Origin of the sequence: Ochrobactrum sp. AN78 (assembly GCF_029909885.1) — a bacterium.
GTDB lineage: Bacteria > Pseudomonadota > Alphaproteobacteria > Rhizobiales > Rhizobiaceae > Brucella > Brucella quorumnocens.
Map to the genome: position 1 here is coordinate 32,889 of NZ_JASAMU010000017.1, position 21,347 is coordinate 54,235.

Consider the following 21,347-nt stretch of genomic DNA (forward strand, 5'->3'; position numbering starts at 1 on the left):
TCTGGATTTGTCTTTTTGTTTTGGGGTTATGGTTTGCCATTAACCTTCGAGAATGAGCTTGGCACAGGCTCCCTTTGCAAGCATCCTGCAATTTGTCTGCCGGCCCGACACATTGCCGGAATCTACCGGCATATTGTCGGCGCTCCCAACACCTCACAGGGACCCGTCCGCGAGGCGTGACGCGACTTACGCAAAGCCTTAAGCCGCGCGTAGACGGCAAAAGGCCATCACCACCCCGAAACACGCCGGGCGGTCATGGCCTCCTGTGAGAGGTTTTAACGAGCGGCTATTTCAGCGCAGATACAAAACTGTCATTGAGCACATCAAGCAAATGGTCAGCATTGTCGCGACTAAACACCATTGAGGGACGCATTTTCAGCACGTTGTCATGAGGGCCTTCAGTGCCCATCAAAATACCGCGCTGGCGTGCCCCATCATTAATACGCCTCGCTAAATCGGTCGCGGGCGCCTTGGTCTTACGATCCGTGACCAGTTCAATCCCCAGAAACAGACCTTGGCCGCGAACATCGCCGATGATTTCAAAACGCTTTTGCATTTCGCGAAAGCCATCAATCAGATAGTTACCGACGTCGAGCGCATTTTGGCGCAAGCCATCCCGCTCGATGACGTTGATCACCGCAAGTCCTGCTGCACAGGAGACCGGATTGCCGCCAAATGTGTTGAAATATTCCATGCCATTGTTGAAACTATCAGCGATTTCCCGCGTGGTCACAACGGCAGACATCGGATGGCCGTTGCCGATCGGCTTGCCCATCGTGACAATATCAGGCACGACATCCTGCAGCTCGAATGCCCACCAATGGCTGCCAACGCGACCGAAGCCAACCTGAACTTCATCAGCGATACAAACACCGCCGGCTCCACGCACCATAGCATAGACTTCTTTCAAATAGCCTTCGGGCAGAAACACCTGACCAGCGACGCTGGGGATGGATTCAGCCAAAAAGAATGCCGGTGCTTTTCCTTGGCCGCGCATGCGATCAATTTTCTCGGCAATATTTTGCGCAAATCGCTTGCCATGCTCCTCGAACGGCCAGTCGTGGGGCGCATGATAGCTGTCGGGAATAGTGCCTTCATACACATGCTCGGGGCGCCCCTTCCCTCCCTTGCGCTTATACTTGTAGGGGCTGAGGTCAATGAGTTCCTGCGTGGTGCCGTGATAAGCCCAGTCAAGGACGATGGCTTCATTGCTGCCCGTATGATTGCGCGCCATTCTCAAAGCCAGACTGTTGGCCTCACTTCCCGAGCACGCGAAGGATGCGACAGTCAGCCCTTCGGGCAATGTGGCGGTCAGCCGCTCTGCATATTCGACAATGGTGTCATGCAGGTATCGGGTATTGGTATTCAGCAGGCCCGCCTGACGCGCAATTGCCTCTACCACCTCCGGATGAGCATGCCCGATATGGCAGACATTGTTGAAACAATCGAGATAAGCCCGTCCCCGGTCATCAATCAGCCAGGCACCGTCTCCACGGACGAACTTAATCGGCTCGGAATAGGAAATCGAAAGGTTTGGCAGCAGTATTTCTTTGCGCCTTTCGATGATTTCAGCGCGAGTTCTCCCATCTTGAGCAAAGATCTCTGACGGAATGCCAGCCAGATCCGCAACATCCGGAAACAGGTCGGCCCACACGTCAAGATATGCTGCTTCACCAACGCCGAGGATTTCAGTTGCGGTCAAATTGACATTTGTTGTCATCGCAAAGTGAAGATGGGGGGTCCACCCGCCATTCTCATCAATATCACCCATATGGCCAACAAGGTCACCGGGTTGCAGTTTCTGGCCCGGCTTCAATCTGCCGAGCGCCTCATGGGCCATATGCCCCCACAGCGTCACGAAGGGCGGGCAGTTTTCTGGTTGATGCTCAAGCGTCACCAGACCGCCATAGCCGAGCGGCTCATGCTCGATTTCAACACTGAGAACAGTCGCAGCCAGGGGCGTATAGAGCGGTGTGCCTGCTGGCATGAACAAATCGACGCCAAGATGATGAATGCGCCGCTGTCCGTCAATGAACCGTGATTGAAATGCCTTGTCGGTATAGACCGTTCGCTTTTCGCCCCAGGAACCAATGCCGAGCTCTATATCATTTTGTGCACAAAAATCGTCCCACCATTGTGTCGCTTCTTGTGCGCGTTGCTCTGCCGAGGCCACCGTCATGAAATGCGAAGCATCACCATAGGGCACAATTGCCTTTTTCAGCGTGGCCGGTGCGGGGCGAACAATTGGCGCAAATGTTTTCGCATGATCAGATACCCACTGGCGGATGGTGCCGGCTCCGTCGATTGCATCGAAGCCGCATGCCTTGCGCAAAATCGCAGTGGCAAAGCGCGGGTTCATGGCATCCATTTTTTCCAGGAGACGCCAGGCAGGTGCTTCGCTGATCGCAAGATATGGATTGTCCTCCGTCTTTTCGCGGCGCGACGCAGAAAATGTAACACTGGTGACAAGGCGCATCGCAATCAGATCGAAGAGAAGATCAATTTCTTCCGCCTTGAGCGGATAACGCTCGTGAAACCCTTCAGCCAGGGCTGCCGCAGCCCCCATTGGATCTTCAGTATCCAGCGCAGCGTAAGCACAGGCGATTGCGACTTCTGCGATCAACACCGTATGAACGGCATCACCAAAATCGATCAGGCCAGCGATTTTTTCATGATTGTCGTTATCGACAAGCACATTCCAATCATTCGCGTCATTATGGATAACCTGCGCACGCAAGCTTGCAAGCTTGGGGGCCACAAAGCTTTCAAAGCGGGTTATGAAGCGCTCGAGCAATGCCTTCTTACCCGCATCCTCAATAAAGTGCAGGCGGTCGCGTGCGCGCGCCGCATGGCGCAAATCCCAATCAAGATCACGCAATGCGCCCACATGAATAAAGCCCTGCAGCGCATGGTCGAGTTCGCCAAGCGAGCGGCCCAGATTGCGCATCAGTTCGAACGTTCTCTTGACTTCAGCCAGCGGGATTCCCGGCAACCAGCCAACAAGACGCAGCGCATGTTTCTCCCCGCCTCTGGCGCGTGTCGAGGCCAGCACATCCCCTGAAAGACTGGGCTTTAAATGAGGAACGGCGAGCTGGGCATTCGCCGCCGAGAGATGATGAAGCAGCGCCGTTTGAAACTCGCTTTCTACTTTTGGTTCGCTGGCATTGACGATTTTCAGTATCCAATCCGCATCCGTGCCGGTCTTGAGACGAAAATTACAATCACGCTCGCTATCGAGTTGCGAAGCTGTCGCTTGAACGCCGAACAGGTCTTGCGCCAGTCGTTCCGCCTCAATCGCTGAAAACTGAGGCGCGGGGTGAGAGAGATCAGTCATAGCCAATATTTTTCCAGGTTACATTTCTTGTCTCCAGCTTGGCATGCAAAGGATTTTCGGGCATCAAGTATCCTGTCGGGATAACCGGCACTTTGTCGGAATGAACCGGCATATGTCCGGTGACGTGAACAGGATAATGATGCGTGAACTTGATGCGAAAGATCGTGAAATACTGGCAATCCTGTCAAAGGAAGCGCGTATCGCGCTGAAAACGCTTGCCGGGCGTATTGGATTGTCGCGAAGCGCGACAAGCGAACGCGTCACCAATCTCGAGCGAAGTGGCGTGATCAGAGGGTATCGGGCGGATATTGGTGAGATCGATGCCAATGTCATTCGAGCGGCCTTGTTGATCAACCTGCGACGCACCCCTGCGCATGAATTGCTCGATCTCCTGGCCCGTCATCCAGAAGTGCGACGGGTATCGTCGGTGAGTGGTCAGCTTGACCTTATCGTCGAACTCGAAACCGGTTCAATTGACGGTCTTAATCGCGTACGCGATCTGATTGCAGGCCACGATATTGTTGAAGACCTCACAACAGCGATCGTTCTGCGCCGTGATATTGATCGTGAGCTGAGTTAACTTGCGATTTTGACACGGGACATGGCCAATTCTCTTGAATGCCATTTATAATGACGTTATATTGCGTCAGAATGAATGGCTTGATGGAAGGAGTCTCTAGGATGGGGCTCGCACAATATTCGGATAATGGTCTGTTTGCGCCGCGCAAAATCGCAGTTGCGTTGCGCACGACAAGCGATGAAGTCGCCCGCTCTGCAGGTTTGGGGCGCGATGCGGTGCAACGCAAAGATCGCGTGCAATCCGACAAAACCCAAAGGCGACTGCGGGAAATGGTAGAAGTCCTCAACAAAGTCGAACCGCGTTTCGGTTCAGCACTGATGGCTTATGCCTGGTATCGTTCCGTACCCTTGGCCGGGTTTTCGGGCCGAACGGCGATGCAATTGGTTCTCAACGGGAGAGCCAGTGAGATTCTCGACTATATCGATGCGGTCGATGCTGGCGTGCATGCCTAACCATGTCGATTGTTTATCGTGACAAACTCTATCGGGCCTTAAACCCTGTTTATGCGCGCGAACCGCTTTTTGGGCGCGGCGCCGCGCTTTTTGGCGGTCGCTTCAATCCAAAAGGGGTTCCGGCGCTTTACGCCTCTCTCACTATAATGACCGCACTTCGTGAAGCCAACCAGGTTGGCAGTCTGCAACCCACAAAACTCGTCGCCTATGAGGCAGAAATCGATCGCCTATTCGATTGCCGTGATGAAACCGCATTAAAAAAGATGGATCTGGATGGGTCATTGCTCGGCGACGCGGCTTGGCGTGAACAAATGCGTTTGAACCGAGAGGCACCAACTCAAGTCTTTGCTCGGCGCCTGATAGCTGCAGGCTATAACGGCTTGTTGGTGCGCAGCTTTGCAAAAGGAGCAGGCTTGGATGATCTCAATGTCGTGTTGTGGCGGTGGGGCTCATCAGCCCCTTTCCGCCTCGTCTTAATCGATGATGAGAACAGATTGTCCCGATAAAGTTTGGAGTATCCCTATTCCCCTGTCCGTTTAGGCTACGTGCTCGACAGCCAGCACGCTTCCCGGATTCATTTGACGGTCAGGATCAATTAGATCGCGTAGGGATTGCATGAGCGCCATGTGAACTGGGTCTGCGCGCAAAGCGAGCTCCTGCACGAGTTTTCGACCAATCCCATGTTCTGCCGAAAACGTACCGCCGAGCGCATCGACGACATCATGAACGCGCTTCATAATCTGTCTGGTTACCGTCGCGTCATCGGGAAAGCAGGACCACTGATCATGGGTGAAATGCGCAATGAAATGAATGTTTCCATCCCCAATATGCGACACAATGAGAATCTGGGCTTGAGGATAAATTTCATGGACCGCGGCACGCGCCCGCTTGATCAGATCAGGAACAAGCGTCGTTCGAACGGCGATATCGTGCGAGAGGCTATGCCCATGCACCTTGTTGGCTTCCGAGACGGAATGTCTTAAATGCCAGATGTCTTCAGCCTGGGCTTGGCTCTGTGCGATGAAGGCATCGACAACCAATCCGGCTTCGAACTGCTCGGATAACCACTCTTCGAGCGCTTGATGCAACTGTGCTGTTGGGTCTGTACTGCCGAGCTCGACCAGCAGCGACCATTCGGGACGGCTTTCGAGCGGATGTCTGGCACGCGGAATATGCTGAAGCACCAGTTCAACCTGAGTGCCTGATAAAAGTTCTGCCGCCTGAACCGCCGTATCAAAGCGATCCTGCAAACCCATCAATATGCTCACCGCAGCATCAAGATCGGGAAGTGCGATCCAGGCATGACCCGATGAACGCAACATGGGCTGCAAACGCAACGCCGTCGCTGTGATGATACCCAATGTGCCTTCAGCGCCAATGAATAGGTTTTTCAGATCATAGCCGGTGTTGTTTTTGCGAAGCGCCTTCAAATCACTCAAAACACGACCATCAGGCAACACGACTTCGATGCCACAAATAAGGTCACGCATTGGGCCATAGCGAAGCGCGCTGGTGCCCCCTGCATTGGTGGAGGCAAGACCGCCCAATTGCGCGCTGCCCTCACTGCCGAGATGCAATGGAATACGTCGGTCTACGGCCGCAACGGCATCATGGGCGGCGGTCAGTGTCAATCCGGCATCCGCGACAATGATATTTGACGCTTTATCGATTTCGCGGATGACATCCAGACGACGCAAAGCCATGACAATTGTGCGGTCCAACCCTGACGGCACCGCGCCCTGACAGAGTCCGGTGTTTCCCCCCTGAGGCACAATCTTGCTCGCATGTTTAACCGCAAGCTTCATAAGGGCTGAGACCTGAGCGGTATTTGCAGGCAAGACAACAGCCAGTGCTTCTCCTTTTTCATACCCGCGCCAGTCCGTCAGGTAAGGTTCTTTGTCATGGGCTTCTGTCAGCACATATTGGCTTCCAATCGCCTGGATAAGGTCGTTTAAGAAAACATCGTTGGAGCTTGGCTTGGACAGCATCTTCCTACCTGTGAACTCTAAAGAAAATTGGGGGGCGTGGCGGATGAGCGCGTCTGGATCTGATTGGATCAGATCGGCGCTCTCATTATCTGTTTTAGCGCGCATCTTTTTCCGGTCGAAGCGGGATCCCCGCAGGCCGATCACCCTTGTCTCGATGCGCTCTCCATGATCCACTCGGTCTGACGCAGTGCGGAAATATCCTCAGCACCTGCAAAAGCCAGCAACAGGCGTAATTCTTCCCTCAACTGCTCGATCATCTCGACGACACCATGAGCGCCGCTCGCCGCCAGTCCATAAAGCGGCGCACGCCCCAGCAACACACCGTCAGCGCCCGCAGCCAACAGCTTTGCTGCGTCCGACCCACGCCTCACACCGCTATCAGCAAAAAGCGTTTTGTCTGGGCCAACCGCTTCTCGTATCCGGGGCAAGACATCCAATGGTCGAACAGCACTATCAAGATTTCGACCGCCATGCGCCGATACCACAACCCCATCGCAGCCTAAATCGAAAATCTCGACTGCATCCGCTGCGGACAGCACCCCCTTGATCAACAGTTTGTGCGGCCAGCGCTGGCGAAGGTCCTTGAGAAAGTCGGGATCAAGAACCGTGTCGAGGGCAAAGCGCGGATCACGAATGGAGTTGGTAACCGCTTTGGCAACATCGCCGGGATAATGCGCATAGGAAGGAAATCCGTTACGCATCAGATAGCTTCCCATGACTCCCAAGGTCCAACGCGGATGCAGCATAAGGTCCAGGGCAAGCGTTATTGAGGGCTGCAGAGGAACGCCAAATCCATTGCGGCGGTTATGAATTTTTTTTGGCGACGCAGGCGTATCAACCGTCAGAACCAATGTCTCAACACCACAGGCTCTGGCACGCTCGAGGAGTTTCCACGTTTCGCAACGGTCCTGCCAAACATAGAGCTGAAACCACAACTCACTTCCAGGAGCATTTGCCGATATTTGTTCAATACTTGTCGATGACTGCGTTGCCACGACAAAAGGTAAGCCTGCTTGCCCAGCCGCACGCGCCATCAGGACTTCTCCATCATGGCGCACCATCCCAGCGAGCGCAGTCGGCGCGATCACAAACGGACATTTATGCGTCGCGCCCAAATATCGCGCCGCGACATCCGGGGCTGAAACTGGGCGCAAAACGCGGGGCACGATACGGCGTGTGGCAAAGCCATGATGCAGCGCTTTCAAGGCTGATTCTGCTTCCGTTCCCCGATCGATATAATCAAACAATGCGCGCGGAAGAAAGCTTTTCGCCTGTTCCCGCGCCTCTGCAAAATCAAGAAATTGCGCCCCGCCTGCCATAATTTAAGCGATCCCTTGGGCCCGCAAACCCTCAACGGCTTCAGCGATGAGTTGCTGTGTCGCATTGCTCGGCGCCTTCAACGGCAATGACACCGGGCCAACGGGCAGTCCCAAATGCGCCATCATGGTTTTGAGCGGGCCCGGATTGACTTCATTAAACAGCGCCGCGAAAGTCGGCAGAAGCTTTCGATGCAGTGCAATCCCCTCAGCAAACTTGCCAGCGGCAAGTGTATCGTGGATCTGCGTCCAATAAGCCGGCAACATGGGTGCGCTGGCCAGAATACCTCCCGTTGCGCCATGCATGATATGGATCGCATACATCATGTCGTCGCCAGACAGCAATGCGATACGCTCGCCAATGGCCGCCGACAGACGCTGGAAGTAATAGGCATCCGTATTGCAGATCTTGGCACCGATAATGGTGCCATCCTCTCCCAGTGTCCGCAGCGTATCAACTGCCGTGACAAAGCTGGTTCGCGCCGGAACGTCATAATAAACAAGCGGCAAATCGACCGTGCTGCGGTAGGCACGGAAATAATCGATCACACCCTGCTGGCTCGGTATCACGTAAAACGGCGTCACCAGTAACAAGGCATCGGCACCCGCCTCCTGAAAAGCCCGCCCATGGTCTACCGCTTCGGCCCAGCCCGGAGAAACAACACCAGCTACCACCGGAACACGACCCTTGACGAGCCGTACCGTTTCGCGCACGGCATCGATCCGCGTTGCCGCGGACAGTGCGGTAAATTCTCCCGTCCCCCCTACCGGCGCAAGCCCCCTCGCACCGCCAGCTATGTTGGCTTCAATCAGTCCTTCGAGCTTGGCCACATCGAGCGCACCCTCTTCGGTCAATGGTGTTGGAATGGCGGGAAACATGCCCTGCAGATCAAAATGTTTCATTGTCAATCATCCGCTTGTGTCTGGTAAATCGATTAGTGCTCAACTTTGGAAAGGAAGCTTTTGAGACGTTCGGTTTTGGGCTCCCGAAGCACTTTTTCAGGGGCACCTGTTTCCACAACATGCCCGGCTTCCATGAAAATGACCTTGGATGCGACGTTGCGGGCGAAGCTCATCTCATGGGTAACCACGATCATCGTGGTTCCCTCCGCAGCCAGCCCCTGCATCACGTCAAGAACCTCGCCGACCAGTTCCGGATCGAGCGCGGATGTCGGTTCGTCAAAAAGCATCACGTCCGGTTCCAGTGCCAGAGCACGAGCGATCGCCACACGCTGCGCCTGGCCACCCGATATCTGGCGGGGATACAGATCAAGCTTATCTGACAACCCCACCCGTTTGAGCAGTTTGAGTGCCAGTTCGCGGGCCTCATGCTTGCTCTTGAGTTTGTTGAGCAAAGGGCCTGACATGACGTTCTGCAAGACAGTCATATGCGGAAAAAGATTAAAGCCTTGAAACACCATCCCCGTCTTTGAACGGAACTGGGCTTTCATCCGTTCTGGATATTTGCTCTTGGGACCGAATTCAAGGCGGTTGCCGGCCACTTCGATCAAGCCTTCCGTCGGCTGTTCAAGCAGATCGAGACAACGCAGCAGCGTTGATTTCCCGCAGCCCGACGGGCCAATGAGCACCGCGACGTCGCCGCGCTCCACAACAAGGTCTATGCCGCGCAGCACCTCATGCGTGCCAAATGTCTTGCGGAGGTTCTGAACTCTGATCATCGCAGCCACCTTCAATGTTTGATTTCGAAACGGTTCGCAATCAGCGTCACAGGTGTGAGGATCGCCAGGTAGAGCAGCGCCGCAAAGGTGTAGACTTCCAGCGGTCGGTAGGTTTCCATCGTCAGGCTGCCAGCCGCGTACATCAGGTCGGGCACCGCCACCACCGAAAGAAGCGAGGTGTTTTTAAGCTGCAAAATGGTCTGACTGACGATCGGCGGGATCATCCGCCGGGTCGCCTGAGGCAGAATGATATGGCGCATCTTGGTGACATAGGAAAACCCCAACACCGTTGAGGCCTCCCACTGGCCGCGGTCGATGGAAATGACGCCGGCGCGGAATATCTCCGCCGAAAATGCCGCCATATACAAGGTCAGCCCGAGCCCGGCCGCAAACCAGTCCGGCAAAGTATAGCCGGTCAGCATCGGCAGCGCGTAAAAGAACCAGACAATCTGAACCAGCAGCGGCGTGCATCGGAACAGATGGATATAGGCGTTGATGATCCAGGTCAGCACCGGGATCCGCGCCACCAGAGCGAGCCCCAGAAACACACCGATCAACAGGCCAGCCAAGGAGGTGACAGCCGCATAAGCGACCGTCACGCCGATCGCATTGAGCCACAATTGTCCGTCCTGAATAACGGACCAGTCAAATTGATACATCCGAATGCACTCCCATTTTTAACGGCGGCACCGAGTCCGGATCAGGCTGCCTTTTTCTGGCAGCTAGCCCGATTCGACAAAACCACCAAGTATTTTTACACAAATATTCTTTTTTAATTGCGATGCGATTATTTGTAATCGCTTTATGATTGTTTTAAATCATTTAAGCAGTTTTATCGCTGTTCTTATGCAAAGAATCGCTTGGAAATGATTTTTCTCTTGTCGCAACACACACAATGGTCACAAGGTGCATCCGGTCATATCAAGCCCCCACACAGAAGGGCAGTTGAAGGGAATGAACACAATGATGAAAACAATCACGGCGGCGCTTTTGGGCTGCGTCGGCATCACAATCGCGGCGCCGGCGATGGCTGAATCCGTATGGGACAAGATCGAGCGGACCGGCGAAGTGGTGTGTGGCGGCGTGAGGAATTATCCGCCGACCTCCTTCCATGTCGGCGGCGAACTCGAATATGCTGGCTATGGTCCCCGCGTCTGTCGCCAGATGGCGGCCGATCTTGGCAAGGCAATGGGCAAGGATCTCAAGCTGAAATGGCGTGAAGTGACCTGGCAAAGCATTGTGCTAGACCTGCAGTCGGGTCGTCTCGACATCTTCCCCGGCATGACCGCAACCGAAGAGCGCAAGAAGGCGCTGGCGATGGCTGGCCCGGTCTGGCAGATGTCCGACTGTGTGATCGGCGCCAAGGGCAAGGAGCCAATGAAGACATGGGCCGAGTATAATTCTCCCAATGTCACCTTTGCGATGGTGACCGGCGCCGCACAGACCGCTTTCATCAAGAAAGACATGCCTGAGGCCAAGATCATGAGCCTGAAGGAAATGAGTGAGGCCATCATGGCCGTGCAGTCGGGTCGAGCTGATTATATGCTGCAGGAACTTCCGATCTGCATGAAAACCTTCGAAAGCGCGCGCGGCGCGTTCTCAAGCTACACATTGCCAGAACCCGTTCACGGCATCCCGGTCTCCGCCGCCACCCGCAAGGACGAGGACGGGCGCGTTCAGCAATTCCTGCAGACCTGGGCCGACGAGAACCGCAGCAAACAAACCATTGTACCGCTGCTTCTTCAAGGTTTTAAAGATGCGGGCATGGATATCACGACGCTTCAGAGCATCCGTTTCTGACATCACCATGGAAGGTGCCGCCGGGCGGCATCTTCCTGGTCGCCGCATCCTGCAGCTTTTGATTGTGGAGACGTCAAAAAAGTCGCTTCGCTCTTCAAGAACACAGAGTAAAAGATTGACGTGTGAATGGCATCGGCAATGCCACCACAGCCAGAGGACAGGCATGAATGGGACTGAACGAAGACGAGCATGATGACCCGATGATGGTCCGGGCGGTCGAAAAGGCCTTCCGCGTTCTGGAAGCGTTCGACCCCCTGCATCCGCGTCAGACGCTGACGCAACTGGCGCAAAGAGCAGGTATTGATCGCTCCGCCGCGCAACGCTTCGCCCATACTTTGCTTGCCCTTGGCTATTTGCAAAAGGTCCCGGGCAGCAAGACCTATGAGCTTGCAGCCAAATCACTCAACATGGCTTATCGCTACACGCGTTCAAGCTTGCTGGTGCAAAGGGCCCATCCCTATCTGCTTCACCTCAACCGGAGCACGGGCGAAACCATTTCGCTGACCCTGCTTGACGATACCGATATTATCTATCTCGCCCGCTATCTGTCAGCCAATACGCTCGACAATGATGTGATTGTCGGCAGCAGGCTTCCCGCCTATTGTTCGGCAGCCGGCCTGGTCTTTCTCGCCGGGCTCGAAGATGCCAGAATTCACGATATTCTGGCGCGCAGTGATCTGCGTGCCTATACGCCCAGAACCGTCTTTGATCCCGAAAAGATCTGGCGCCGTATCTCCGAGACAAGACAGCGTGGTTTTGCCATCGCTGAGGAGCAAGTCTATACCAACGACATTGCGCTGGCGGCTCCTATCTATCTGCCGGACGGATACACGACCGCCGCAGCCGTCCTTGCTGCCTCAAATCTGCGCTACAATGAAGACACGCTCGTCCGGCAATTTGTGCCGATGATGATTTCGGCAACCCGCTCCGTCACACAGATCCTGACGTAGCGTCGGGCTGCGCGGCCGTCTCCACCCGGTTCTTGCCATTCGACTTGGCGAGATAAAGCGCGCGATCAGCCTTGCGCAGAAGGCTTTCGAAGCTTGATGATGTTGCCTTCTTTTGGGCAACACCGATGGATACCGTCACATGCAAGGCGTCCTCCCCCACGATGAATGGAGCCTCCGCTATCGTCCGGCGGATGGCTTCTGTCGCGATCAGCGGCAGTTCGCTGTTGCGTTCACCAAATATGATGACAAATTCCTCACCCCCCGAACGGGCGACAAAATCATCTGCCTGCATGCTCGCCTGCAAGCAGGCCGCGACACGCTTGAGGACCTGATCGCCGACCTCATGGCCATGATTATCATTGATGCGCTTGAAGTCATCAATATCAAGAACAGCCACGGCATGCGCCACCTGCAAGTGCCTGACCCGCTCAAATCGTTCCGTCCCCACATCATTCAATGTCCGGCGATTGGGCAGTCCGGTAAGATAATCCTTTGATGCCACCCGTTCCCAGCGGCGACGAACCTGATCGGTACACATCAGAATAAAGGCCGTGGTGCCAATAATCGGCAGAATGGCCAGAAATACTGGGGTGATGGTGTTCATCCAGTTGCTGTTGTCAGCAATGTCAAGCTGCGCACCGGCCTTGGTGGCTATATAGAACAGCGCCCTGAGCGCTGTTAAAATCAACGCAGCGCAGTAAAGCGAGATCAGCATGATGCGGCTGCGCGATCCATCCCGGTGGCGCTTGTCGGCAAGCAGCCGGATACTGGCAGCCATCAACCATATCCAGACAATCGAAACCACCACGATCCGCGCCAGCGTGTCGGGAAAAATCACCAGAAAATACAGGAAAACCACCATGCCAAGGCCAAAAACCAGCCATGGAAACAGATTGCCGCCGAGATTCTGGAAAGTCCTGATCGCCCGGTAATACAGGCAGAGCCCGGCAAAAAGACAGCTGTTGGCCACCAGCACTGACAGGCTACGCGGCAGCAACCCGCCAACGGCAAACGTCACGCAGCCCGCTGCAACGACAAGTGTCGCCCACATCCAGTTCATAGCAGCCGGTCGCAGCGAGACGGGAAAATCGCGGTTGATCGCCAGGAGCATCCCGCCATTGGCAAGGATGATCATCGTGACAGTTAAATAAACAGATTTTGCGTCCACCCTGTCCCCTTGCCCTTGCCTCGCATACCGTAACAGTTCTTGCCGCAACGCAACCCTGTGTTCTCTTGCGCTCCATCCTGCACTGCAAACACACCCCCACATTCATATGGGCTGCAAACAAACGCGTAAAGCAGAATAGATTTGCTGTTAAATTTTAAGCATTCACGCCCTGTGGCCCGCTGTGACCTTGGTGAACGCGGCTTTTTCACGCTTATTCAGCTCCCATTCATCGTCTTTTCGCTAACGAAGTCGTGATCTCGCCGGATTCTGCGCTCAAGCAATAAAAAGCAACAGCGCAACCGGTCCCATATCTGCCACGCGTCTGTTGGCCAAAGCTATGTCTGCCGTCCTTAAGGAGAGGGATTATGAAAATTCGTTGCAAGCTTCTCGCAACCGTTGTTCTGCCGGCACTCTCTGCATCCGTGATGATGCAGCCGGTCCACGCACAACCGCTCGGCGAGCCAGCCATCCTGCTTGCGCAGGACAGCGGTGAACAAGACTCCGACGCGGAATTGCTAAGGCAGCAACAGGCCGAAGAAATGCAGCGCGCCGCCGAAGAGGCGCAAAGGCAGGCCGCAGAGCAGCAACGCGCGGCGGAAGAAGAAACCCGACGCAACGCTGAAGAACAGCAGCGTGCGGCGCAACAGGAAGCGGACAAACAGGCACAGGAACAGCAGCGCGCCGCCGAACAGGCGCAGCGCGAGGCGGCGGAACAGCAGCGCGCCGCTGACGAACAAAATGCCATTGAAGAGGAAGCACGTCGCCAACAGGCTGAGGATGCCGCGCGTCAGGCCGCCGAGCAACAAAAGGCGGCCGAAGAACAGGCAAAGCGTGAAGCCGAGCAGCAACAAAAAGCCGCTGATGAGCAAGCTCAGCGTCAAGCTGAAGAGCAAAAGCAGGCCCAGGAGAAAGCCCGACGTGAAGCGGCAGAACAACAGCCGAGCGTTGAGCAACAAAAGACGATAGAGGACGAAGCCAAAAGAAAGGCACGCGAAGCGGCGGAAGCCGCATCAGCGCAGGACAACGCGCAACCGCAGTCGACACCGCAGGAGCAGGCGCCCCAAGCCGATCCGCAGCCACCCGCAACGCCGCAGCCGCAACCCGCACCGCAGGAGCAGGCGCCCGCGCCGGATGCCGAACAGCCTGGCTCGCCGCCGCAGCAAACCGACAGTCCCGCGCTTCCCGACAATCCTCAGGCGCCCGCGGATAGCGGAAGTTCGGCTAGCCCTGAACCCGATAGCGGGGAAAAGCCCCAATCGCAACCAGCCGGTGGGACGCCGCAAGTGTTACAGCCTGAAAATGCCGCACAGAACCCGCCGGCTGACATCATCGACGAACGCACACCCGAGCTCAAGGAGCAGATTGCCCGTGATCCCGACAGCACCGACGAGACTGTGGTGCTGCCGGTCGAAAACGGCGCTGCTATTCTCGATAGCGACAAGGATGCTGACAATTTCGGCGGTCAACAATCAAGGGAAGAGCGCCGCAAATCGCGAGAGCAACAGCGTGCGACAGAGGAGCAGAAACTGCCTCCCCCAGTTGACGACGCTGCGGCTCAGGTCGAAATTCCAGAGAATCTGAAGGCCGCCCTCCCGCAAAAAATTGAGGCAAACCTCAAAGAGGAAGGCACACGTGTGAAAGACGCGCCGGCTTTCATGGTTCCTGAGACGACAAACATCGTCAACAACACGGTCATTAACAACACTGTCGTCAACAACACCACAGTCAACAACACGACTGTCAACGACAACGTGACGAATGTGAAGGTCATTGAGCAGATCGATAACCGGGTCATTCTGGATGCTGGTGATCGCATCTTTGTGCGTGGCGATGACCGCCCTCGCCTGCGCCGCAACGCCGAAAACACCTATTATGATGAGCTTCCACGCGGGCGCTTACGGGAAACGATCGTGCGCCCCGGCGGCCATGAAATCGTTACTGTCTATGACCGCTATGGCGATATCCTGCAGCGCTCGCGCATTGATCGCGATGGCAATGAATATTTAATGATTTATGCTCCTGAATATGACGATAGCCCGCGTGCGGCAATCTTCGACGTCGGCTATGATCTGCCTCCGATGCGGCTGACAATTCCGGTCAACGACTACATTATCGATGTGGCGCAAGATCCGGAACGCGACTTTTATGACTTTTTAGCGATGCCGCCTGTAGAGCGTGTTGAACGGGTTTATACCATCGATGAGGTGCGTCACTCCGCACGTCTGCGGGATAAGGTGCGCCGTATTGATCTCGATACGATACATTTCGCAACCGGAAGTGCCGAAGTTTCCTTGTCACAGGCTAAGACATTGCGAAAAGTCGCCAATGCCATGCAAAAAGTGCTGGCAAAAGATCCTGGCGAAACCTTTTTCATTGAAGGCCATACCGATGCCGTCGGCTCTGATCGCTCCAATCTCGTCCTGTCTGATCAGCGCGCGGAATCGGTCGCAAACCTGTTGACCGAGGTTTACGATATTCCGGCAGAAAATCTGGTCACCCAGGGTTATGGCGAGCGTTTCCTGAAAATCCGCACCCAGACAGCCGAACAGGAAAACAGACGTGTGACCATCAGACGTGTCACACCGTTGGTTCGACCTGTCGCACAACGCTAATCATCACCTTCTCAGGGTCAGGTCTCGTATCTGGCCCTTTCCTTTCAGACGACGACGGAAATACGTCATTTGCCCGATGGATGATGTGAGCCGAATTTCATATAGACTTTGTATAAACCCTGTAATGTTTGAATAGGAAGAAACAAGTGGCACAGGAAAACCTTGGCGCACCCGATCCGTTTTGCAATGAAAAGCGTGTTCCTGAAAACTGAAGCTCGTCCCAAATCCCCTTTTGCGGCGCGTTGTGATCAACGCAAGGAACTGGTCAACATGGCAATCGATCTATGCGAGGAAATCTTTAATGTTGCGCCAGATCAATGCACCGACAACCGCAGTGGGTGAAAGCAAGTGCCAGTGCGAAAGCGACCTTGCGCTTAAACCAGCATTGCAGAAACTGTTTGATGAGGCCGAGGCTGCCGGCTGGGATCGGTTACAGAGCGCGCTCTCGGTTATCAATCTGTATGAGGACAACCTTTACGGCACTGAACACCAAGAAGGGTGCAGTTACGCCGCACCCTTCTTCTGATAGCAATCCTATAAATCAGTGCTTTCCATCCGAATAAAACTGGACCTTCATCGTCGCAGGATCACCAGCCTGTTTTGTGAAGAAAGGCAGCATTTCCTCTATCGGAAGGCGATGTGAGACAAGTCGCGCCATTTCGCCCTTATCCTTTTGCAGAATCTCAAGCGCCTGCGGAATATTGCGATTGAGCGAATGCGAACCGGCAATCCGGATCTGGCGCCGGAAGATTTCAAATGGCGCGACCGCAATGCGTGCATCGGGTGCGCAAACCCCGAACACCAGCACCGTCCCACCCTCTGCCGCAAAGCTGACCATGCCTTCCGCGACGTTGGCAATGCCGGTCGCATCAGCCACAAAATCAAAACTCTGTCTGCGCGCATCAATCTCCCCAGATCCCGAGACAACCGCTTCCAGGCCAAGACTTTCGCTTAAAGCCAGCCGATGTTCGTTGATATCGGCAACAGCGACTTTTTCAACGCCTTGCGCTTTGAGTGACAAAGCAAGCAACAGGCCGATCGGCCCTGCTCCAAACACCAGAGCCGTTTCACAGCCTTGCGGACCCGTTTTCAGCCCCGCCGCGCCAAGCCCATTGAGAACACAGGCCAGCGGTTCGGCAAGTGCCGCCACATCGAACGGCAAATCGCCGATTGGGTGGAGATGCTGCGCATCCACCAGGCTTTTATCGGCGAAACCACCATCATGGGTGACGCCATAGGCTTTCAACTCAGCACAAAGATTGGTCAGCCCCTTCCGGCAAGCGCGACAATGGCCGCAGGGAATATTGGGATCGACGGCCACCCGGTCGCCAGCCTTCACATGGCGTACGTCATCCGCAACCGCGATCACCACACCGGCATATTCATGACCCGGAATAAGCGGAAATGCACTCGATCCGTACCGACCATGCAACACGTCAATATCGGTGTGACAGAGCCCGGAAGCCTTGACCTCAATCAAGGCATGGCCGGGTTTAAGCTCAGGGTCAGGGCGTTGGGCAAGCGCCGCGATACCATGCCCGGTAAAATATATGGCTTTCATCTGTGCACCTAAAAATGGCTCAAGCCATCCAGTTTCCGCCATCGACACCAAAGGTCTGGGCGAGGATATAATCACTTTCCGACGAAGCCAGGAAAATCGCCATGCCGGTAATGTCGTCAGGGCTTGCAAAGCGCCCGATCGGGACGGACTTGGCAACGGACGCCTTCTTTTCGCCCGGCTTTAAGCCCTCCCATTTTGCAAAATTCGCATCGACCACATCCCAATGCTCGCCATCCACCACCCCCGGTGCAATCGCATTGACCTGGATATTGTGCTTAACCAGGGCGAGAGCTGCGGATTGCGTGGCGGAGATGATCGCTGCTTTGGACAGACAATAAAGCGTCACCAGTCCCTCTCCGCGGCGACCGGCCTGGCTCGCCATGTTGATGATCTTGCCACCACGACCACGTTCAATCATCACATTCGATACCGCTTTCATCATGAACAGCGGTCCCTTCAAATTGATCCCAAGAACACGCTCATAGCTCTCTTCGGTAATGGCGTTGATTGGTGCCATATCAAAGATCGCTGCGTTGTTAACCAGAATATCGATGCCGCCAAAATCCTTGTCGACGGCGGCCACCACCTGTTCAATATCTGCAAGATTGGTCACATCAAGCTTCACCGCTGTCACCGCGCCACCCAAGCCACGCGCCGCTTCCTCCGCGCGTTCGATATTGATGTCGGCGATGATCACCTTGGCCCCCTCACGCGCATAGGCTTCAGCAAAGCCAAGACCAATACCGCGTGCAGCGCCGGTGATGAGGGCAACCTTATCTTTCAGTCTCATGGGAATTCTCCGGGACAGTTATTGCGTGCAGTCCAAGCACATCCCGAACATGCCAACAGGCCGTCGGACTGGATGCGCGTTATAAACTCAGCGCTGAGTGCGCTTTAAAGATGCGTTTTCTTTTCAGATTGCAAAAGCGGATGCCGCTCCTGACGCTCCAATGCCAGACCGTCGGATTGAAACAGATGCGCATCTGCCGGGTTAAAGCCCAGCCGGGCGGTCTCATGGGTGCGCGCCGTGCTGCCGCCACCCGCCTCCGCGACAATCAGATCCCTGGCCGCAGAATTCTGGACGTAAAGATAGGTCTCCCCGCCCAGTCGCTCCACCACCATGATTTCACCGTCCAGAATGCCATCGCTTTGAGGATGAAGATGCTCTGGGCGAACGCCCAGAACCAGTGTGTCGCCAGCCTCCGCCCCTTGGGCTTTGACGGGAACCGTGATGCTGTTGCCGTTGCTCAGTTCAACCCTCACCCCATCGCTGTCGGCGGCCCTGACCGTGACATCGATGAAATTCATCGTTGGCGAGCCGATGAAACCAGCCACAAAGCGATTGACCGGATGATGATAAAGTTCCAGCGGCGACCCCATCTGTTCAACCCGACCGTCGCGCAGCACCACAATCTTGTCGGCCAGCGTCATCGCTTCAACCTGATCATGCGTCACATAGATCATCGTCGCGTTCAATCGGTCATGCAGACGCGCAAGCTCGATGCGCATCTGAACGCGCAACGCAGCATCGAGGTTTGACAATGGCTCATCAAACAGGAAGATTTTCGGTTCCCGCACCATCGCACGACCGATGGCAACACGCTGGCGCTGGCCACCGGAAAGCTGACGCGGCTTGCGATCAAGAAGCTTGTCGAGCTGAAGGGTCCTTGCCACCTCCTCGACCTTGCCGTCACGTTCGCTCTTGGACACCCCTGCAAGCTTGAGGGCGAAACCCATATTATCCCGCACATTCATATGCGGATACAAAGCATAGGTCTGGAAAACCATTGCCAGACCACGTTCGTCAGGCGGCACGTCATTGCACTGCTGGCCGTCAATCGTAAGATCGCCGCCGGTGATTTCCTCCAGGCCGGCAATCATCCGCAGCAGCGTTGATTTCCCCGAACCCGACGGGCCGACAAAGACCACGAATTCCCGGTCTTCAATATTCAGATCAACGCCCTGAATGACATCGACATTGCCATAGGATTTTGTCGCATTATGAAAAGAAAGCGTAGCCATGGGGTTCCCTTTATTTCACGGCGCCGAAGGTGAGACCGCGCACCAGCTGGCGCTGCGTAATCCAACCAAACACAAGAATTGGCGCGATGGCGAGCGTCGAAGCCGCCGAGAGTTTTGCCCAGAAAAGACCTTCAGGCGATGAAAAGGACGCAATGAACGCCGTCAAGGGCCCGGCCCGAGACGCCGTCAGATTGAGACTCCAGAAAGCTTCATTCCAGCATAGAATGATCGAGAGCAGCGCTGTCGATGCAATGCCCGGCAGACTGAGCGGCAGCAACAGATAGCGGATCTGCTGTCCGACCTTGGCGCCATCCATACGGCTGGCCTCCAATATCTCGTGCGGTACCTCCTTGAAGAAGGAATAAAGCATCCAGACGACAATCGGCAGATTGGACAGCGTGAAGATGAGGATCAGCCCGGTGCGGGTATCCAGCATGCCGCTGTCGCGGGCGAGAAGATAGATCGGCACCAGCACGCCAACCGCCGGAAGCATCTTGGTCGACAACATCCACAGCAGCAGATCCTTGGTGCGTTTTCCCGGAAAGAACGCCGCCGCATAAGCCGCTGGCACCGCGATGATCAGCGACAGAATGGTCGCGCCGAGGCTTTCAACCACGCTGTTCATCGCATAGCGGAAATAATCAGCCCGCTGGTTGACCGCCGCAAAATTCTCAAGTGTGGGGGAAAACAACAGTTTTGGCGGCGCCACCGCATCAATCTCGGTCTTGAATGCCGCCAGCAGCATCCACAGGATCGGAAAGAACATCAGCAGCGCAACCGCCCAGCCGATGATCCCGGCTGTGACCGTGGCCTTGTTGAATTTACGTTTTTGAGCCATCGCAGCCTCCTAACTATCCAGATTGCGCGCAACGGTGCGAATGAGGAAGAAGGCGACAATATTGGCCAGCACAATGGCAATGACGCCCGCCGCCGATGCCCCGCCAATATCCCATTGCAACAGCGCTTTAAGATAGATGAAATAGGTCAGCGTCGTGGTGGCAATGCCAGGACCGCCTGAGGTGGTGACAAGAATTTCCGCGAAAATCGATAAAAGGAAAATCGTCTCGATCATGATGACAACGGAGATCGGACGCAGAAGATGCGGCAGAATGATGTAATAAAACATCGCTGGACCTTTCGCGCCATCCAGGCGCGCCGCCTCCATCTGCTCACGATCCAGTGACTGCATCGCCGTCATCAGAATAAGCGTCGCAAAAGGCACCCATTGCCAGGAGACGATCATGATGATGGAAGCCATCGGGAATTGCGAAAACCAGTCCACCACCGGCAGGCCAAGGCTGCGCGAAATGAAGGCGAATAAGCCATTGACCGGATGCATCAGCAGGTTTTTCCAGATCAAGGCCGAGACCGTCGGCATCACAAAGAAAGGCGCGATCACCAGCAGCCGCGCAATGTTCTTGCCAAAGAAATCCTGGTCAAAAACAACCGCAAACACCACGCCCATGATGATGGATATCGCCAATACAGATCCCAGCAGGATCAAGGTGTTGGCAATCGCTGACCACAGGCCGGGGTCGGACAGAAGGAAGCTGTAATTCGAGACACCGGCAAAGCCTGTCACGAAGGGATTGATCAGATTATAATACTGGAATGAAAACCACAGCGTCATTGCCAGTGGAACAATCATCCATAAAAGCAGCACAATAACCGCTGGTGCAAGCAGAGGGCCGGTGCGAATGGTCCGGCGCGATCTGGATGCAAAACGAGACTTGGTGCCGGCAACGGCGACATTGCTAGATGGCATGAAATGCCCCTCCCTTCCCGCTCTTGCTCTCACTCCACCAAGAGCAGTGACGGTTAAACGGCATCGTCAGGCCGCTCTTCGGTTGCCTTTTTTCGCAGGTTAGGACGCAGAACCGCTTCA

Annotated in this window: 19 protein-coding genes; 7 read left to right on the forward strand and 12 right to left on the reverse strand. The window is 55.2% G+C overall.

The window, feature by feature from the left end:
• Positions 1 to 286 precede the first annotated feature (286 nt).
• Positions 287 to 3,334 carry an aminotransferase class III-fold pyridoxal phosphate-dependent enzyme gene (locus QBD00_RS21880; protein WP_318580534.1) on the reverse strand — a complete coding sequence of 1,016 codons (3,048 nt, stop codon included), beginning with the start codon at positions 3,332 to 3,334 and terminating at the stop codon, positions 287 to 289.
• A 139-nt stretch (positions 3,335 to 3,473) separates the two neighbouring features.
• On the opposite strand from QBD00_RS21880, the gene QBD00_RS21885 reads away from it, so the two are divergent.
• The 3 genes from QBD00_RS21885 (at position 3,474) to QBD00_RS21895 (ending at position 4,872) form a co-directional block, all read left to right on the forward strand.
• A complete protein-coding gene (locus tag QBD00_RS21885) occupies positions 3,474 to 3,914 on the forward strand; it encodes an Lrp/AsnC family transcriptional regulator (RefSeq protein ID WP_112813077.1) in 441 nt (146 codons plus the stop codon).
• A gap of 101 nt (positions 3,915 to 4,015) precedes the next feature.
• Positions 4,016 to 4,366, forward strand: a complete 351-nt coding sequence (locus tag QBD00_RS21890) for a hypothetical protein (RefSeq protein WP_318580535.1) — start codon at positions 4,016 to 4,018, stop codon at positions 4,364 to 4,366.
• Positions 4,367 to 4,374: 8 nt separating this feature from the next.
• Entirely contained in the window at positions 4,375 to 4,872 is a 498-nt protein-coding gene (locus QBD00_RS21895; RefSeq protein WP_191793933.1) for an RES family NAD+ phosphorylase, read from the forward strand.
• Positions 4,873 to 4,902: 30 nt separating this feature from the next.
• Here the strand turns inward: QBD00_RS21895 and QBD00_RS21900 are convergent, their stop codons facing one another.
• The 5 genes from QBD00_RS21900 to QBD00_RS21920 form a co-directional block, all read right to left on the reverse strand.
• Positions 4,903 to 6,354 carry an FAD-binding oxidoreductase gene (locus tag QBD00_RS21900; RefSeq protein ID WP_318580536.1) on the reverse strand — a complete coding sequence of 484 codons (1,452 nt, stop codon included), beginning with the start codon at positions 6,352 to 6,354 and terminating at the stop codon, positions 4,903 to 4,905.
• Positions 6,355 to 6,494: 140 nt separating this feature from the next.
• Positions 6,495 to 7,673 (reverse strand): alpha-hydroxy acid oxidase, encoded by a 1,179-nt coding sequence (locus tag QBD00_RS21905; RefSeq protein ID WP_318580537.1) that lies wholly within the window; start codon positions 7,671 to 7,673, stop codon positions 6,495 to 6,497.
• A gap of 3 nt (positions 7,674 to 7,676) precedes the next feature.
• A complete protein-coding gene (locus QBD00_RS21910; protein ID WP_191793920.1) occupies positions 7,677 to 8,573 on the reverse strand; it encodes a dihydrodipicolinate synthase family protein in 897 nt (298 codons plus the stop codon).
• Positions 8,574 to 8,605: 32 nt separating this feature from the next.
• Complete coding sequence (locus tag QBD00_RS21915) at positions 8,606 to 9,349, reverse strand: amino acid ABC transporter ATP-binding protein (RefSeq protein WP_318580538.1); 744 nt, start codon at positions 9,347 to 9,349, stop codon at positions 8,606 to 8,608.
• An 11-nt stretch (positions 9,350 to 9,360) separates the two neighbouring features.
• The gene (locus tag QBD00_RS21920; RefSeq protein ID WP_151095256.1) at positions 9,361 to 10,008 is read right to left on the reverse strand and encodes an amino acid ABC transporter permease; all 648 of its coding nucleotides are present in this window, start codon (positions 10,006 to 10,008) and stop codon (positions 9,361 to 9,363) included.
• Between the two features lie 304 nt (positions 10,009 to 10,312).
• On the opposite strand from QBD00_RS21920, the gene QBD00_RS21925 reads away from it, so the two are divergent.
• Both QBD00_RS21925 and QBD00_RS21930 read left to right on the forward strand, forming a co-directional pair.
• The gene (locus QBD00_RS21925) at positions 10,313 to 11,149 is read left to right on the forward strand and encodes a transporter substrate-binding domain-containing protein (protein WP_191793918.1); all 837 of its coding nucleotides are present in this window, start codon (positions 10,313 to 10,315) and stop codon (positions 11,147 to 11,149) included.
• A 167-nt stretch (positions 11,150 to 11,316) separates the two neighbouring features.
• Entirely contained in the window at positions 11,317 to 12,099 is a 783-nt protein-coding gene (locus tag QBD00_RS21930) for an IclR family transcriptional regulator (RefSeq protein ID WP_151095253.1), read from the forward strand.
• On the opposite strand, the gene QBD00_RS21935 is transcribed toward QBD00_RS21930, so the two are convergent.
• The gene (locus QBD00_RS21935) at positions 12,080 to 13,267 is read right to left on the reverse strand and encodes a GGDEF domain-containing protein (protein ID WP_318580539.1); all 1,188 of its coding nucleotides are present in this window, start codon (positions 13,265 to 13,267) and stop codon (positions 12,080 to 12,082) included. The two genes, QBD00_RS21930 and QBD00_RS21935, sit on opposite strands and share 20 nt — an antisense overlap.
• A 365-nt stretch (positions 13,268 to 13,632) precedes the next feature.
• Here QBD00_RS21935 and QBD00_RS21940 point away from each other — a divergent pair, with 365 nt between their 5' ends.
• Both QBD00_RS21940 and QBD00_RS21945 read left to right on the forward strand, forming a co-directional pair.
• Positions 13,633 to 15,879 carry an OmpA family protein gene (locus QBD00_RS21940; RefSeq protein WP_151095249.1) on the forward strand — a complete coding sequence of 749 codons (2,247 nt, stop codon included), beginning with the start codon at positions 13,633 to 13,635 and terminating at the stop codon, positions 15,877 to 15,879.
• Positions 15,880 to 16,180: 301 nt separating this feature from the next.
• Positions 16,181 to 16,405, forward strand: a complete 225-nt coding sequence (locus tag QBD00_RS21945) for a hypothetical protein (protein WP_151095247.1) — start codon at positions 16,181 to 16,183, stop codon at positions 16,403 to 16,405.
• A gap of 15 nt (positions 16,406 to 16,420) precedes the next feature.
• Here QBD00_RS21945 and QBD00_RS21950 read toward each other — a convergent pair whose 3' ends face one another.
• The 5 genes from QBD00_RS21950 to QBD00_RS21970 form a co-directional block, all read right to left on the reverse strand.
• Positions 16,421 to 17,440, reverse strand: coding sequence for a zinc-dependent alcohol dehydrogenase family protein (locus QBD00_RS21950; RefSeq protein ID WP_151095245.1), 1,020 nt, complete (start codon positions 17,438 to 17,440; stop codon positions 16,421 to 16,423).
• A gap of 19 nt (positions 17,441 to 17,459) precedes the next feature.
• Positions 17,460 to 18,230: an L-iditol 2-dehydrogenase gene (locus QBD00_RS21955; protein WP_151095243.1), complete on the reverse strand. Its 771-nt coding sequence runs from the start codon at positions 18,228 to 18,230 to the stop codon at positions 17,460 to 17,462.
• Between the two features lie 104 nt (positions 18,231 to 18,334).
• On the reverse strand, positions 18,335 to 19,462 hold the full coding sequence (locus QBD00_RS21960; RefSeq protein ID WP_151095241.1) for an ABC transporter ATP-binding protein: 1,128 nt from the start codon (positions 19,460 to 19,462) through the stop codon (positions 18,335 to 18,337).
• A gap of 10 nt (positions 19,463 to 19,472) precedes the next feature.
• The gene (locus QBD00_RS21965) at positions 19,473 to 20,300 is read right to left on the reverse strand and encodes a carbohydrate ABC transporter permease (RefSeq protein ID WP_151095239.1); all 828 of its coding nucleotides are present in this window, start codon (positions 20,298 to 20,300) and stop codon (positions 19,473 to 19,475) included.
• Between the two features lie 9 nt (positions 20,301 to 20,309).
• Positions 20,310 to 21,227 (reverse strand): carbohydrate ABC transporter permease, encoded by a 918-nt coding sequence (locus QBD00_RS21970; protein ID WP_151095237.1) that lies wholly within the window; start codon positions 21,225 to 21,227, stop codon positions 20,310 to 20,312.
• Between the last annotated feature and the right edge of the window lie 120 nt (positions 21,228 to 21,347).